The sequence below is a fragment of the Roseivivax isoporae LMG 25204 genome (genome assembly GCF_000521865.1).
Lineage (GTDB): Bacteria > Pseudomonadota > Alphaproteobacteria > Rhodobacterales > Rhodobacteraceae > Roseivivax > Roseivivax isoporae.
The window spans coordinates 1-446 of the sequence record NZ_JAME01000166.1; the positions used below are offsets into that span (position 1 = coordinate 1).

A 446-nucleotide genomic window follows, 5' to 3' on the forward strand; every position below is an offset into this window, starting at 1 on the left:
CCCAACAAGGAAGTGGTGACCCTGCCGGAGATGGTCGACCGCATCAAGGCGGCCGTCGACGCCCGCACCGATCCGCATTTCGTCATCATCGCCCGCACCGATGCGCTGGCCAGCGAAGGCCGCCAGAGCGCGCTGGACCGGCTGTCCGCCTGCGTCGAGGCCGGCGCCGACATCGCCTTTCCCGAAGCGGTGCATGACCTGGAGGGCTTTCGCGATTTCGCCCGCGCGCTGCCGGCGCCCATCCTGGCCAACATCACCGAATTCGGCCAGACGCCGCTGCTGACGGTGCAGGAACTGGCCGCCGCGCAGGTCGGCATGGTGCTCTATCCGCTGTCGGCCTTCCGCGCCATGAACCGCGCGGCCCAGCGCACCTACGAGGCGATCCGCCGCGACGGCACCCAGCGCGGCGTGCTCGACCAGATGCAGACGCGCATGGAACTGTATGA

Annotated in this window: 1 protein-coding gene; it reads left to right on the forward strand. The window is 69.3% G+C overall.

From position 1 onward, the window contains the following. Positions 1 to 446 (forward strand): isocitrate lyase/phosphoenolpyruvate mutase family protein (locus RISW2_RS23185; protein ID WP_043776008.1); only part of this gene is annotated, 446 nt, incomplete at both ends.